This window comes from Helicobacter labetoulli, from assembly GCF_003670275.1.
GTDB lineage: Bacteria > Campylobacterota > Campylobacteria > Campylobacterales > Helicobacteraceae > Helicobacter_C > Helicobacter_C labetoulli.
This window is the reverse complement of record NZ_QXJF01000027.1, coordinates 1-13,040: the sequence shown is the minus strand read 5'-3', so window position 1 is coordinate 13,040 and position 13,040 is coordinate 1. Positions and strand designations below refer to the sequence as shown.

14 protein-coding genes are annotated in these 13,040 nt (G+C 38.7%); 5 read left to right on the top strand and 9 right to left on the bottom strand.

Going from position 1 to position 13,040, the window contains the following annotated elements; genetic code table 11:
• Positions 1-110 precede the first annotated feature (110 nt).
• A complete protein-coding gene (locus EBF12_RS10815) occupies positions 111-623 on the top strand; it encodes a ClbS/DfsB family four-helix bundle protein (RefSeq protein ID WP_121727655.1) in 513 nt (170 codons plus the stop codon).
• Positions 624-646: 23 nt separating this feature from the next.
• On the opposite strand, the gene EBF12_RS10810 is transcribed toward EBF12_RS10815, so the two are convergent.
• The 9 genes from EBF12_RS10810 to EBF12_RS10775 all read right to left on the bottom strand — a co-directional run bounded on the left by EBF12_RS10810 (position 647) and on the right by EBF12_RS10775 (position 8,682).
• Positions 647-1,504: a ferritin-like domain-containing protein gene (locus EBF12_RS10810; protein WP_121727654.1), complete on the bottom strand. Its 858-nt coding sequence runs from the start codon at positions 1,502-1,504 to the stop codon at positions 647-649.
• Entirely contained in the window at positions 1,501-2,175 is a 675-nt protein-coding gene (locus EBF12_RS12085; protein WP_244196530.1) for an MFS transporter, read from the bottom strand. Before EBF12_RS12085 ends, EBF12_RS10810 begins: the two co-directional genes overlap by 4 nt.
• Positions 2,160-2,663: an MFS transporter gene (locus EBF12_RS12080; protein WP_244196529.1), complete on the bottom strand. Its 504-nt coding sequence runs from the start codon at positions 2,661-2,663 to the stop codon at positions 2,160-2,162. Before EBF12_RS12080 ends, EBF12_RS12085 begins: the two co-directional genes overlap by 16 nt.
• Before the next feature lie 33 nt (positions 2,664-2,696).
• Entirely contained in the window at positions 2,697-3,905 is a 1,209-nt protein-coding gene (locus EBF12_RS10800) for a phosphoglycerate kinase (RefSeq protein WP_121727653.1), read from the bottom strand.
• Between the two features lie 52 nt (positions 3,906-3,957).
• Entirely contained in the window at positions 3,958-5,430 is a 1,473-nt protein-coding gene (locus EBF12_RS10795; protein ID WP_121727652.1) for an FAD-dependent oxidoreductase, read from the bottom strand.
• Positions 5,431-5,440: 10 nt separating this feature from the next.
• Positions 5,441-6,502, bottom strand: a complete 1,062-nt coding sequence (locus EBF12_RS10790; RefSeq protein ID WP_121727651.1) for a Gfo/Idh/MocA family protein — start codon at positions 6,500-6,502, stop codon at positions 5,441-5,443.
• A gap of 14 nt (positions 6,503-6,516) precedes the next feature.
• A complete protein-coding gene (locus EBF12_RS10785) occupies positions 6,517-7,281 on the bottom strand; it encodes a glycosyltransferase (protein ID WP_121727650.1) in 765 nt (254 codons plus the stop codon).
• Between the two features lies 1 nt (position 7,282).
• Positions 7,283-8,185, bottom strand: coding sequence for a glycosyltransferase family protein (locus EBF12_RS10780; protein ID WP_208630987.1), 903 nt, complete (start codon positions 8,183-8,185; stop codon positions 7,283-7,285).
• 242 nt (positions 8,186-8,427) lie between these two features.
• Positions 8,428-8,682: a hypothetical protein gene (locus EBF12_RS10775; protein ID WP_121727648.1), complete on the bottom strand. Its 255-nt coding sequence runs from the start codon at positions 8,680-8,682 to the stop codon at positions 8,428-8,430.
• An 82-nt stretch (positions 8,683-8,764) separates the two neighbouring features.
• Here EBF12_RS10775 and hypF point away from each other — a divergent pair, with 82 nt between their 5' ends.
• Genes hypF through EBF12_RS10755 form a run of 4 tightly spaced genes read left to right on the top strand, consistent with a single transcriptional unit; the run spans position 8,765 to position 12,998 of the window.
• Positions 8,765-11,152 (top strand): carbamoyltransferase HypF, encoded by a 2,388-nt coding sequence (gene hypF / locus EBF12_RS10770; protein ID WP_121727647.1) that lies wholly within the window; start codon positions 8,765-8,767, stop codon positions 11,150-11,152.
• Positions 11,149-11,886 (top strand): hydrogenase nickel incorporation protein HypB, encoded by a 738-nt coding sequence (gene hypB, locus EBF12_RS10765; RefSeq protein WP_121727646.1) that lies wholly within the window; start codon positions 11,149-11,151, stop codon positions 11,884-11,886. Before hypF ends, hypB begins: the two co-directional genes overlap by 4 nt.
• A gap of 9 nt (positions 11,887-11,895) precedes the next feature.
• Entirely contained in the window at positions 11,896-12,168 is a 273-nt protein-coding gene (locus tag EBF12_RS10760) for a HypC/HybG/HupF family hydrogenase formation chaperone (RefSeq protein WP_121727645.1), read from the top strand.
• Positions 12,165-12,998, top strand: coding sequence for a glycosyltransferase family 25 protein (locus EBF12_RS10755; protein WP_121727644.1), 834 nt, complete (start codon positions 12,165-12,167; stop codon positions 12,996-12,998). Before EBF12_RS10760 ends, EBF12_RS10755 begins: the two co-directional genes overlap by 4 nt.
• The last annotated feature ends 42 nt before the right edge of the window (positions 12,999-13,040 follow it).

Genomic DNA, 13,040 nt, shown 5'->3' with positions numbered 1-13,040 from the left:
GTTACTTTGGATTTTTCATCTTTATATTTTTTTTGTTAGATAAAATGGGCTAAAATGAGATTGTGATTTGAGATTGATTTTTTTTTTTTTTTTTTTGAGAAAGGAAATAAATGTCTCGCCCTACGACAAAGTTGCAATTACAAGAAGCTTCACAGACAAATTTTGAAAAGCTCTTTGCAATTATTGAATCTATCCCGCTTGATGCCCAAAATACTCATTTTGCCTACAATGAACGCGACGAGACACTTAAAGATGTGCTTATCCATTTATATGAATGGCAGATTTTACTACTTACTTTTGTGCGGACAAATCTCAATAAAACTAGTGATTTTATCCCTTTTTTGCCGCCACCCTACAACTTCAAAACTTATCCAAAAATGAATTGGGCAATTAAAGAAAAACACCACGACACTTCACTAGAACACGCAAAAAATTTGCTTTATCAAAGCCATACAGAAGTAATGGAGCTTATCGCCACTTTACCGCATAAAACACTTTTTGTGAAAAAGCATTATAAGTGGTGTGGCAACACAAGTCTTGGTAGCTATTGTGTGAGCAGCACTTCAAGTCATTATGACTGGGCAATAAAGTGTATTAAAAAGTATGTTAGGGCTTTAAAGTAGATTCTATAATTCTGTAAGATGTGCTATGAATTTGTGGAATAAAGGTGTGTTAAACACTCCAGCTCCTCGGTAGAAAATCCAGCTTGTAGCCTTGCTTCAAGATTGAGAATCTTAGGTACAGGGTGGAATTGCTTAAAATTTTGAAGTATCGTTATAAAATCCTCTGGGCTTGTTTTGGTATTAGCATATCTCCACCAAAAATCTCCCTTCCTTACATGTTCTATCTCATCGTGCAGGATAATCTCAAGTGCTTTTAGAATCTGCGGAGTGCTGTCGTGTTCAAATGCCTTTATCTTTGCGGTTACAAAAGGATTAGCATCAAGCCCATTTGCTTCTAAGCCACGATGAAGCAATGCCATTCTATCTCTAAAATCCTGTGTAGCACTCTGTGCGTCAAAAAGCTGGGAATGCACAGAAAAATCTCCATATTCATAGCCTAAACTATGAAGTGAATCTAGCAAAAGTCTAAAGTGATTTGCCTCTTGCAATGCCACAATAAGCCAATCACGATAATACTGCAGGGGCAAATGCCTAAAGCGATATATCGCATCAAGGGCTAAATCAATCGCGCTATATTCAATATGCACGATAGAGTGCAATACTTTAGCAAGGGATTGCACACTTTTGATATGCTTTGGGCGGCGGATTTTTGTAGGGTGGGTGATAGTGCAAAATCGCTGATATGATGGGTTTTGAAGTGGGCGAATAGGGGAGTGAAAGTCGGTAAAAAAATGCTGTATCTCCTGCGTTTGGAAGCTAGATTCTAAATAATAAGAATCTAGTGTGTTTGAAGGCAGATTCTCACTTTCTAATAGCTCTTGTGCCATTTGCTCTATATCGCCAATAAATTTAAGCTTTTTATCCGGACTTTGGGCAATCATTGCTTCAAAAATAAGTGCAAATTGATGTAAGTTGTATGATGATAGAAGATAAACGATATGAGGCTTAGAGTGATTGCAAGTGAGATAATAAGAATCTGCCACCCAAAGAGTTCAAAAATAAAAGATGAAAGATATGAGCCTAGCGTCCCACCCGTGTAATAAAAACTAAGATAAAGCCCACTTGAAGCGGCTTTATATTTTGGATTAAGTGAGTTATTAAGGGCATTTAGCACGGAATGTGCGATAAATGAGCCAAAGCACATAACAAACATTCCCACATATATCCACATAAGCGAATGCAAAAGAAAGACGCACAGCCCTAGAGCAAAAAGGTTTAAGCTTAAAAAAATGGTTTTTTCTCTACCGCCACAAAGCTTGATGATAGGATTAGCAAGAAGTGAAACAACAATCCCTATGCTATAGCCCAAATACAACCTGCCAAGCTCATTTTGACTAATATACGGATACATCTCTTTTGCATAAAAAGGCAGTGTATTTAGCACAGCCTGAAAGCTAAAAAACATCACAAACACGCTTCCTAGCACGACAAGTGATGTTTTGTTGCTAAGCAGGGGCAGGATTTGTGAAAATGTGAATTTGGCAAGTTGTGAGGCTTGATTTGCAATCCAAGATATACTAAAAAATCCACCTAGTATTAAGCTTCCGCCCAAAAGGATAAAGCATATTTGCCACGAAAAAAGCTCTGTGAGATATGCCCCCCCCCCATTCTGCCAAAAAGCCCACCTGCGATGGTGGAGGCGATGTAAATGCTGACATTAAACTGCAAAGAGCCACTTTGTGAGCGTGTGAGAATGGTAAGTAGTGTGGTAAGAATAGCTGGAAAAAATAGGGATTGAATAAAACGCAAGAGTAAAAAAATCTCCAAGTTTTCACACCACGCAAGGAGAATTTGAAAGAATCCAGCAATAAATAGGGAAAGACTTAGAATCAGCTTTGGCTGATGATTTTCTAAAAAATAGCCATAAAAAAGCGGTGCAAATGCCATAGGTAAAAGTGTAATGGAAGTAATGGCAGATGTGTTTTGTGCAGTAGTACCAAACTCTAGGGCTAAAAGTGGCAAAATAGGCTGGGGTATGTAAATGCTTGAGAGTGTGATGATGGCTATGTAGATAACGCTACCTATCGTCTTTGGGTTCATTTTACATTCCAGCCTTTAGGCTCACGCCTTAAACTATTTGCGTTCTAGCACCTCAAAAGCACGGAGAATCTTGCCTTCAAGCAATTCTAAGCTCGCTCCACCACCTGTGGATATAAAGCTCATATTATCCCGCTCACCCGCTCTATCAATCGCATCGGCAGTATCGCCCCCACCAATAAGGCTAAAAGCATAGGTATCACTCACAGCGTGAGCGAGATTAAAAGTCCCTCGTGAAAAGGCTTGAATCTCATAGATTCCCAAAGGTCCATTCCAAATAATCGTTTGAGAATCTCTTACTACTTCGCTAAAAAGCTTACTCGTCGCAGGTCCCATATCTACCGCCATAAAGCCCTCTGGCACATCTTGTGCGGGTGTAATTTTAATCTGTGTGTGAGATTTAATATCATCAGTGCTTACCACATCAACAGGGAGATAAATTTTCACTTTCTTTTCTCTAGCGTGTTCTAGAATCTTTTTTGCCTCTGGCACAAGGTCTTCTTCTACAAGGGATTTTTGCATATCATATCCACAAGCTTTTAAGAATGTATTGCTCATCGCCCCACCGATGATAATCTTATCTACAACATCAAGGATATTATATAAAAGTGCAAGTTTGGAGCTTACTTTACTTCCTCCAACAATAAGTAGCACAGGCTTTAGCGGATTTGCCATAGCTTTAGCAAATGAATCTATCTCTTTTTTTAGTAATAATCCCGCCACACGCTCTTTGGCAAATTCCGCAATACCACAAGTGCTAGAGTGCGCTCTATGGCTTGTCCCAAAGGCGTCATTGACATAAATATCACAAAGTGCGGCAAGTTTTTTTGACAAGTCTTTGTCATTTTTTTCTTCTCCAACGCAAAATCTAATGTTTTCTAGCAAAATCACACTGCCACTTGGGCTTTGCTCTTGAAGCAGGGCTGCTTCTTCAATACTCTCTGCAAAGCCCACATCTCGCCCCAAAAGTCGCTCCACACGCTTAATTACGTGTTTGAGTGAAAATTCCGCACTTCTGCCTTTTGGACGCCCTAAGTGGCTCACAAGTACGATATTTTTAGCGTGATTATCAATGCAGTAATTAATCGTAGGCAATGCCTCGCGGATTCTCGTATCATCACAAATGTCAAAATCCTCGTCCATCGGCACATTAAAATCTACACGGATTAGCACCCTTTTATCACTCACATCAATATCTTTTACACTTTTTGTATTTTTCATAAGTTCAATTCCAGCTTCTTTCATCACCATACTCCTTTAAAAATATAGGTGTTATTTTAGCATAATCAGTTTAAGTTTAAATATGAAATTCTGTTGCTAGCAATGCTACTATTTCATAAATATTATCAATCTTTCCGCCCATAATCGTGCAAAAGCCTTTCAACCCGTAGTCTTTAGCAAAGATAATGGGTCTGCCATCATCAATTTCATTTTGAATCTGCAGAGTTTTAATCTCATAGAGTGAATCTAGATATTCTAAAGATTCTAAAATTGGCATATAGCGTCTTGCATCAGCTTTCATTAAAGGGAAATTGCTCGTTGCATTTTGCATAAAGGCTTGAAGTATCGTATAAGGGCTTGTGGTTTGTGTGGGTGGGTTATTAGAATCTTGTAGATTATAAGCTTTAAGCTTATATTCTAATGAAAAATCCCGCCAAGCAAAATGTGGTGTGTATCGCACGTGGCTTAGCGTATAGCAGTCTTTTGAAGGATATGGCATAAGGGAGAAAAATGCCCCGTCCATAATTGTTATCGCTATGTCTTTTAAGCTTTTAGGCACATTGACTAACGCCATTTCTGTCATCTCAAATTTAAGTGGGAGTGGGGGCAAGTGTGAATTTTGTAATAAATGATTTATACCGGCATAGGTGCAGTTTATAATTAATGGGGCGTGTAGTTTTCTTGTTTTCCACATTGTCTCTTTTTGCAATTCAGCTTGTGGCGAAAAATCACTGCGGTCAATATTTTTTAAAATTTTATTTTCTTTTTCTTTAAGGGGGAGGGGCTTAAATTTGCAAGTATGGATTATTGCTCCGCAAGAATGCGAAGTCGCTCCCTCCCCCTTAAAAATCCCCCACCCCGACGACGCTTTCAAGGTAGGCGTTTCACTTTGTGAATCGCTACTACTGATTTTTATTGTGGCAAAGTCGTGCTTTGTCACTTTAGCGATTGCAGAATCCGCCGAAATAGCATTACAAGCTGAATGCCCTATCTTTTGAATCTCAACGCATAATCCAAATTTATCTTCTCTCACACAAACAGCCTGTGTATTTGTGGCTATTTCTATCTTTTTAGATTCTAGCCTTTCTTTTAGAATCTCCCTTAAAATCGCCGCGTCAAAGGCGTATTCTCGTGTCAAAAATACATCATTGACAAGTTTTGGATTAAACATCGCTTTAATGTGATTTGGCACAGATTCTATAAAAATATCAAATTGCTTAAAAAGCCTGTAAAACTGCGTGCTAGAAGTCTTTGAGCCAATATTTGCAATAGCATAATATTTAGCAAAATCATTTTTTATAGCAAGTTTAAACTCATTACAAAAGGTTTTAAAATGCCTTCTGCTGCTGATAGCCGTGCTTAGGCTACGCGGATAGTGATAGCCATTATGCACGCGGGCTTGATTATTTACACTTGCGTGAAGTAACAAATCACTTTCTTGCTCTAGCACAAGAATAGAGTTAAACTTCTCTTTAAGCTGCAAGGCGATATATGCCCCAAAGAATCCACCCCCGATGATAATGCAGTCGTATTTGTCTAGCTTTGGCATTCTTAGGGCTTTAAAGTGAGTTTTGGGCGAGATTATGGGCTTGTGAGAGAAGAGCTAGGGTGGCGTAAGAGAATCTTAAATGTAGATTCTGCGTTGTCTCTTGGGTGCTTTTAAGCGATTCTGCACTCAAAGCTCGGTCATTTGCCTTTGAGCCACTCCCTTTACCTTTGCTTTGAAAAGCTCTGCTTTCTTTAGTAAAACACTTAAAATCACTCCAAGATACTTCCGCAGTGGCGTTAGTGCAAGATTCTAAGCTTATAGAATCTTGCTTCACTCTCGCACACATATCTTTAAAACTCTCCATAGCAAAGTTAAGATTATTTTTCTCATCAAAAATGGGTAAAGATTGACTAGATTCTATTATGCTAAGCGGTGTTTGAGAAAGCATATCCACGCTGATTATAGAATCTGTTGTGCTGATACGCAACAATCGCTTTTTATCATTTGAAAGTAAGCTGCAATGAAGTAATAAAACAATCTCTTTTTTACTCCCTTTCTCTTGCAAGACACTAAATTCCAAAGTCGCACTTTGTTTTTTGGAATCTAAAAATTTGCACGACTTCACACAAAGATTATCTAAAAGTCCAAGCTCCTGCATAAAGGCAAACACGCTGATATAATGCACACCTATGACTTCTAGCACACTCTCATTTTCATAGAAATTGCCATATTGCGTGATTTCTGCGTTTATGGATTCTATTTTGGCATTTGTATCTTGCAAAATCTTTAAAGCATAGAGAATAGATTGCGAAAATGTGTAAATATAATCTGTGAATAGAATCTTATTGTTTTTTCTAGCTAGATTTAGCAGTGTTTCAAACTCCTCTTTTGTGGCGGTGCTAGGCTTTTCTACAAAGACATTGCAGTTGTGTTCAAGGGCGAGTTTTGCAAGCTTAAAATGTGAAGAAAGCGGTGTAGCGATAAAGGCTGAATCTGCTTTATCTAAAGCTTCAATTAAGACTTCATCTTCGACATCACGCCCAAAGATATGAGAAATTTTATAATGTTTTTGAATGTAGTGTTGCAAAATCTTGCCCCAATAACCCCTGCCAATAAGAATTGCCTTTTGCATATTAATCCTTTTTATTATTTTTTCAGGCGTAAAAGCTTAAAAAGTCGCCAAATTTCACTTAAATAAATGCATGAGAGTGAAAAGATTCTCACTTTAGAATCTGTGCTTTCATCTTCCCACTTTACAGCGATTTCTTTTATAGGAATGTTGTGATATTGTGCTATAACTAGCATTTGTGTGCAGTAAAACCATCTTTTATCATCATTGCAGAGATTTTTTAGATTTAAAGCCACTTGCGATTGATAGAATTTAAATCCACACATCGCATCGCTAAACTTTGCTTTGAGTGCGATTTTAAGGATAAGATTTAAGGTGCGAGAGAGAATCTCTCTTTTCAAACTTCGCCCAATCACCACAGAATCTTTTAAAAGCCTAGAGCCTACAATAATCTCTACGCCCTTGCTTAGATTCTCATACACTTCTTGTAAATGCTTTATATCTGTTGATAAGTCTATATCCATATAGCCGATAAAGCCACAAGGCTTACTCCTTTTAGCATTATGCGTTATGACAGTGCGTAACGCCAAGCCCACACCTCTTTCTTCTAAGCGTAAATATTCTAAATGCGAAATAATCTCTAAAGTATTAGTGTTAAGCTCTTCACATAAACTTTTAGCAATCTCTTGTGTAGAATCGCTTGAGCCATTATCTACAATGCTTATAATGTGTGGAATTTTTGCTTCCCTTAGAAACGCCATTGCCCCTCTTATGCCATTTTCAAGCCGTTTTTCTTCATTTAGCACAGGGATTATGATGTTTAAAATTTTATTAGATTCCATACTAATGCCTTTGTATATTTTTGTTTTCAAAATTAAGATTGACTGAACTTGTCTCATTGACAATTTCATAGGGCGTAGCACCTTTTAGCTTGATGAGAGCAATTCGCACATATTCGCCAATGATTGAAAGCATTAAAAACAGCCCGATATTCATAGCCACCATATACAGCGAAGTAGAAGTCCAGCCACTTGCGATATGGGGTAGTAAAAAATAAGTGCTAAGGATATAAAGTGCATAGAGTGCATTTCCACAAGCAAGTAACAAGCACATACAAGTACCAAGCCTAAGCAGCTTGTAAGATTCCCCAAAAATCACATCAAGCCCCAAAAAGAGAGAATCTAAAAACTTTCTTTTTGGATAAGACTTTGGCGTGTAGGGATATTCACAAATGTTTAGCGTTGTGTCAAAATGTAGTAGTCTTAAAAACTTAATATCGTGTTTATGCGATAAAAGTGTGTGGATAACTTTGCGTGAAATCACACAAAACTCACTATAATCTTCCCTTGCCCTATTGGCAAAAAGAGCAAGTGTTTTGTAGAAAAGCTTTGAGCCTAGCTTTTGTAATATATTCTGTTTTTTATTTTTTCTTATGCCAATCACCATATCGTATTGTGGGGCGAGTGAGAGCATAGATAAGCAATCATCAATAGAATCTGTTTTCAAATCCATAAAAAGCAGATAATCGCCAATGCAGTTTTGTAAAAAAATCTCATATTTTAATGAGCCTAGATTTTCATAACTACAAAGCGGGGAGTTTATCTCTAGAATCCGCACATTAGGGATAGAAGCAAGATTTTGCGTCATCTTTTTGGTGCTTTTAGCGGATTCTGCACTCAAGGCTCGGTCATTACCCTTTAGGTAACTCCCTTCGCCTTTGCTTTGAAAACCACTAAAATCACTCAAAAATACTTCCGCAGGGGTATTTATGCGTTTGTTAGAATCTAGATTCTTGTCATTTTGAGCCGTAGGCGAAAAATCTTTTTTAGATTCTAGGATTTTAGATACTTCGACTAACGCTTCAGTATGACAAGCGGTTGTTTTAGTATCTAGATTCTTAACAAAATCTTGGTGGTGTGTGGGGTTTGGGGTGCAAAAAAAAGATTTAGAATCTTTGGTGCTAGATTCTGTTTGTGTGGAATGTGGATTTATATCGTGGGGGGGGGGGTGATATATGTATCTCTTTGCTTTATTGTGTCTTTGTAGTTTTTATCAAACATATCAAATAAGGGATTAAGGATTAGAATCTCAAAGTAGGCAAAAGATTCTTGTAAATGCTTGCTTAATTCACGCAATAGATCCATATTGATATGATTATCCAAGAGGGCTATGGATATAACGCGATGTTTATCTTGTAGTGGTTTTTGCGAAGCGGAGCTATGTGAATCTAAGCTATTTTGCATATAAGCCTTTCTGTAAAGTTTGGACTAAATTCTAGCATAGAAATTTTTAAAATAGTTTGAGTTTCAGTGCTATACTTCGCGTATGAAAAGTGCTTATATACCAATTCTCAAACAAGATGTGAAAAATGCATACACTATAGAGCTTTTTGGCGTGATACAAGGCGTGGGATTCCGCCCTTTTGTGTATCGGGGAGCTACGAGCTTAAATCTCAAAGGCTATGTGCAAAATCGCTACAATTCCCTTTTTATCTATCTTGAATCTACCCAAGCACAAAGTGAGCAATTTTTGCAAGAGATTTTGCATAATCCGCCGCCAAATGCAGTTATTCAAGGCTATACAATAAGCCAAACCCCCGCATTAAACTCCCCTTGCAGTGATTTTAAGATACTGCCTTCACGCATAGACAAGCAAGATGATATGCTTTTTTTGCCACAGGATTTGGCAATATGTCAGGCGTGCTTGAACGATATGAGACGGGATTCACGCTTTAAAGACTATGCTTTTACCACTTGCTCTTATTGTGGGGCTAGGCATTCTATTATCCACGCTTTGCCCTATGATAGAGACAATACCTCAATGCGGGAATTTAAAAAATGCAAAGATTGTGAGCGTGAGTATCACACTCCCACAAACCGCCGATTCCACGCCCAGCCCATATCCTGCAATCAATGTGCCATTAGAATGCGTCTTATTATCCCTAGCCTTAAAAAATCTTACATATTTGCCTACCCCAAAGCCACAAGCGATGTTTTGCTCCTTGCCTTTGTGGCACAAAAAATAATGGAGGGTAAGATTATCGCTATTAAGGGGGTGGGTGGGTTTAATCTCATCGCAAGTGCGACTAACATTCAAGCCATTATGTCGTTAAAAAAACGCAAAAATCGCTCAAAAAAGCCCTTTGCCATTATGTTTAAGAATCTGCAAGATATAGCCTCTGTGGCGGAGATGAATGAGATGGAGAAAAACGCCCTGCTTTCCCCACAAGCTCCCATTGTGTTGTTAAATAAACGCCATAAACAGGGCAACAATGGGATTCTAAGCGAACAAGCCTTGGAGCTTATCGCACCGCAAGTGGCAAGTATCGGGGCGATTTTGCCCTATAATGGCATAATGCACTTGCTGTTTAGATTCTTAAAAACGCCACTGATTTTTACAAGTGCAAATGTGAGCGGAGAGCCGATTATTACGAGATTTAATGAGCTTATGGATAAACTTAGTGGGGTGTTTGATATGGTGCTTGATTATGATAGGGAGATTACCCACGCCCTTGATGATAGTATTGTGCGTTGTATGGCAGGAGAAATTCGTCCATTGCGTCTTGGAAGGGGCTATACACCGATATTTTTACCTTTTAAGAGTGAAGAAAAAATGTGTCTAGGCTTAGGAGCGCAGCAAAAATCAAGCATAAGTCTTGCGTATAAAAATACTTTGATTAGCCCTTATTTTGGGGATTTGCATAGTGTAGATTCTACTTTGCGTTATGAAAGGGAGCTTTTATTTTTTCTTCATCTTTATACTACAAAGCCAAAAATGGTAGTGAGCGATTTGCACCCGCAGTATGCTTCAAGCCTTTTGGCTAAGAATCTTGTAAATAACACAGCCTTGCTAGATTTATCCATACTATTACAGCTTAGTCATCATAAAGCCCATTTTTATGCGATTTTGGCAGAATCTAATGCCTTAAACAATGATGCTTTTGGCATTATATGGGACGGCACAGGGCTAGGAGAAGATGGCAGTATTTGGGGAGGAGAGGGGTTTTGGTATGATTGTGATGAAATGAGTATGAGTAGAATCTTTTCTCTTAAGCCCTTTGCACTTTTAGGCGGAGAAGTGAGCATAAAAGAGATAGGCAGACTTGCTTTAGGCTTATTATGGAGCTATGGCATACAGACGCAGAATCTCGCTGTGGAACATATACGGGAGAATATAAGCCTTTTGCGGAATGCGTTTGAAAGCAAAGTGTTTTTACGCACAAGCTCTATGGGGAGGCTTATTGATTGTGTAGCATATCTTTTGGGGATTTTAGAAGCTCAAAGTTATGAGGGGCAAAGTGGAGCATTGCTAGAATCTTATGCTTTGCGTGAAAAGGCTGAAGTGCTACCCTACCCATTTAGCATAAAAGAGGGCGTGATTGATTGTAAAGAGATGATAGAGCAGATTCTAATAACGCAGGATAAAGCAAAGGGGGCGAAGCGGTTTTTGGAGAGTTTGGCGCACATGGCTTTGGATATGAGTAAGGAAGCTTTGGCGCATAGGCAGGTTTTGCAAAGAGAGAAAGTGAGCGTATTTTTTAGCGGTGGGGTGTTTCAAAATAAGTTTTTGTGTGATAGAATCCACGCTTTGTTTAAAAAGCATAATATACCCTTTTATATGCACAAGCACTTACCTTGCAATGATTTTAATATTAGCTTTGGGCAGGTTGTTTTTGGAAGTATGTGGAGTGAAAATAAAGGAGAAAAGCAGTGAGTGAGAAAGACAAAAGTCGCCAAGAGCGACTAGCAAATAACGCAAATTTGAATAAAAAATCTGTTGAGATTGTCCGCAAGATTCTCTCAAAAAATGATGTAAAAGCAAATGAGCTAAGGGAGCGGTATAACAAGCTTGGTGTATATGTGGTAAATCTTATGAGTTCGCCCGGTAGTGGTAAGACGACATTGCTTGAATCTTTAAGCGAGTGCGAGGGGTTTAGATTTTGCGTCTTAGAGGGGGATTTACAGACAAATCGCGATGCGGATAGGCTAAAGACAAAGGGGGTGAGTGCCTATCAAATCAGCACGGGGGAGGCGTGTCATTTAGAAGCCTTAATGATAGAATCTGCTCTCAATGAGCTAGAAAAGCAATGCGATTTTGCGGCAATGGAATATTTATTTATAGAAAATGTGGGGAATCTCGTATGCCCGGCAAGCTATGACTTGGGGGCGAGTTTAAATCTTGTGCTACTCTCAAGCCCAGAGGGTGATGACAAGGTGCTAAAATACCCCACGATGTTTATGTGTGCTGATGCGGTGATTGTAAGTAAGGCGGATTTAATGGAGCATTTTAATTTTAGCCTTGAACGCGTGAAAAATGACTTAGCACAGCTTAAAGCAAATGTGCCACTTCTACTCACTAGTTCTAAGGATAGGGCGAGTATTGAGAAAGTGAAAGATTTTATTAGGCAAAAAAAAGCACAAAATTATCAATCAAATCATCAATTTTAAGGAGTAAAAATGTGTCTAGCCATACCCTCTAAAGTCGTGGAGATTAAAGAAAACAATATAGCTGTGGTAGATACGCTAGGTGTCAAGCGTGAGGCGAGTTTGGACTTGCTAGATGAATCTGTTGGTGTGGGGGAATGGGTGCTGTTGCACATAGGCTTTGTGATGAGTAAGATTGATGAGCAAAGTGCGATGGAAAGCTTAAGGCTTTATGATGAAATTTTAAAAGCGATGCAAGAAGAAGATGAGGCGTTGTTTAGTGCTAATGGTGGGGCTAGGGAATGAAACTTTTCATCATAAATCTCCCCCAAGCCACAGAACGCAAAGCTTTAATGGCTAAGCAATTTGCCAATCTAGATTCAAAACTCAAAGAACAATATGAGATTATATTTTTTAATGCCATAAACGCACAAGCAAAAGAGCATTTAGCTTTCAAACAATGCTCCAAAATAAAAAGCCTTCTCTTTCGTGGAAAAGAATTAAGCGATGGGGAAAGAGCTTGTTTTGCAAGTCATTATACACTTTGGCAAAAATGTGTAGAATCTAATGAACCCATAATTGTTTTAGAAGATGATGTTGAGATTCTCCCACATTTTTGGGAAGAGCTGGAGCGGATAAAACAAAGTGAGTATGTATATGTGCGGCTTATGTATCTTGCTACAAAGACGGATTTTTATGGGTTAGATAAGGGGTTTTACTTTACTTTTAAAAATGTAGCTGGCACGCAAGGCTACTATCTTACGCCACAAGCTGCAAGGGCATTTATAGAATCTGCCAAATCTTGGTATCGTCCCGTAGATGATTATATGGATATGTTTTATCTCCATAAGATTCCTATCGTGTGTGTTAAGCCTTTGTTGCAAGAAGTTGAGATGCAAAGTATTATTGGAGAGCGAGGACAAAAACCATCGCTATTGCTTAGAATCGTAAGAGAATGCACAAGGTTGCTTTTTCAAACAAGGCGATTTATTTTTTTATCTTTTTTCAAAAATACACTTCTTTTACCAAAAGAATCTTTGCAAAAAATACGCTGGGGGGGGGGGGGGGGGGGGGTGGAGGGGGGGGGGTGGGGGGGGTTAAAAAGTGGGGGGGGGTTTGGCCGGGTTTGGGTTTAGTGGGAAAGTTGCGGCGAAAGGTGTGGGTGGGGGTTTGGGCTA

Coding starts and splice junctions, on each gene's coding strand:
- EBF12_RS10815 (WP_121727655.1), top strand. CDS start 111: ATGTCTCGCCCTACGACAAAGTTGCAATTACAAGAAGCTTCACAGACA.
- EBF12_RS10810 (WP_121727654.1), bottom strand. CDS start 1,504: ATGATTGCCCAAAGTCCGGATAAAAAGCTTAAATTTATTGGCGATATA.
- EBF12_RS12080 (WP_244196529.1), bottom strand. CDS start 2,663: ATGAACCCAAAGACGATAGGTAGCGTTATCTACATAGCCATCATCACA.
- EBF12_RS10800 (WP_121727653.1), bottom strand. CDS start 3,905: ATGAAAGAAGCTGGAATTGAACTTATGAAAAATACAAAAAGTGTAAAA.
- EBF12_RS10795 (WP_121727652.1), bottom strand. CDS start 5,430: ATGCCAAAGCTAGACAAATACGACTGCATTATCATCGGGGGTGGATTC.
- EBF12_RS10790 (WP_121727651.1), bottom strand. CDS start 6,502: ATGCAAAAGGCAATTCTTATTGGCAGGGGTTATTGGGGCAAGATTTTG.
- EBF12_RS10785 (WP_121727650.1), bottom strand. CDS start 7,281: ATGGAATCTAATAAAATTTTAAACATCATAATCCCTGTGCTAAATGAA.
- EBF12_RS10775 (WP_121727648.1), bottom strand. CDS start 8,682: ATGCAAAATAGCTTAGATTCACATAGCTCCGCTTCGCAAAAACCACTA.
- hypF (WP_121727647.1), top strand. CDS start 8,765: ATGAAAAGTGCTTATATACCAATTCTCAAACAAGATGTGAAAAATGCA.
- EBF12_RS10760 (WP_121727645.1), top strand. CDS start 11,896: ATGTGTCTAGCCATACCCTCTAAAGTCGTGGAGATTAAAGAAAACAAT.
- EBF12_RS10755 (WP_121727644.1), top strand. CDS start 12,165: ATGAAACTTTTCATCATAAATCTCCCCCAAGCCACAGAACGCAAAGCT.